The sequence below is a fragment of the Lentzea aerocolonigenes genome (genome assembly GCF_000955955.1).
Taxonomy (GTDB): domain Bacteria; phylum Actinomycetota; class Actinomycetes; order Mycobacteriales; family Pseudonocardiaceae; genus Lentzea; species Lentzea aerocolonigenes_A.
Window position 1 is genome coordinate 1 of the sequence record NZ_JYJG01000633.1, and the last position, 970, is coordinate 970.

Below are 970 nucleotides of genomic sequence, written 5' to 3' on the forward strand. Positions count from 1 at the left end.
TTGGGTGGTGTGGGTTCGCCGTGCCGTAACCTATCGGCCGTTCGTGCGATAACCAGGCATGGACGGGTTGGTCGCGGTCCTCGGCGCGACAGGGCGGCAGGGCGGCGCGGTCGCCCGGCACCTGCTCGCGGACGGCCGGCGGGTCCGGGCGCTGACCCGTGACCCGTCCTCCGCCAAGGCTCGACGCCTGGCCGAAGCGGGCGCCGAGGTGATGCGAGTCGACATGAGTGACGTGACCACGTTGCGGCCCGCGTTCGCCGGGGCACACGGCGTGTTCAGCGTGCAGAACCCGATGATCTGCGGCCTGGACGAGGAGGTCGTGCAGGGCAGGAACGTGGGCGACGCGGCGGCAGAGGCCGGTGTGCGGCACGTCGTGTACGGGTCCGCCGGCATCGACCGCGCCGGCACCGGCGTCGGGTCGTGGGAGTCCAAAATGGTCATCAAGGCCCACCTGCAGGGGCTGGGCCTGCCGTTGACCGTGTTGCGGCCGATGGCTCTCATGGAACTGATGACGGACAAGGACTTCTACCCGCCGGTGTCGATGTGGCACCTGATGCCGAAGCTGATCGGCGGCGACCGTCCGCTGTTGTGGCTGTGCTCGGACGACTTCGGCGCGGTCGCGGCACGGGTGTTCGCCGAGCCGGACGGGTTCGTCGGCGAGGACCTCCCGCTGGTGTCCGACGTGCTCAGCATCAACGGGTGCCGCGACCACTATCGGGAGGCGTTCGGGCGGCCGCCACGGCGTTTCCCGATGCCGATCTGGTTGTTCGAGCGGTTCGTCGGCGACGACCTGATCACGATGTGGCGCTGGCTGCGCGACAACCCGGTCGAGGCGGACCCGGCGGCCACGCGGGCGATCGTGCCGTCCGCGCGGACCGTCCGCGAATGGCTCAGCTCTCGCGCTCGGTAGGGGCCAGCACGTCCTCGGTCTGCTGGTCGGGCGGAGTGTGTCTGCCGCGTCGTACCAGGG

The 970-nt window shown here is 70.5% G+C and carries 1 protein-coding gene; it reads left to right on the forward strand.

The genetic code is table 11. The annotated features are described in order from the left end of the window. The first annotated feature begins 58 nt into the window (after positions 1-58). Positions 59-910: an NmrA/HSCARG family protein gene (locus tag UK23_RS48035; RefSeq protein WP_052685693.1), complete on the forward strand. Its 852-nt coding sequence runs from the start codon at positions 59-61 to the stop codon at positions 908-910. The last annotated feature ends 60 nt before the right edge of the window (positions 911-970 follow it).

Bases quoted from the DNA above. Each gene is read 5' to 3' on its own strand.
- UK23_RS48035 (WP_052685693.1), top strand. From the start codon at position 59: ATGGACGGGTTGGTCGCGGTCCTCGGCGCGACAGGGCGGCAGGGCGGC.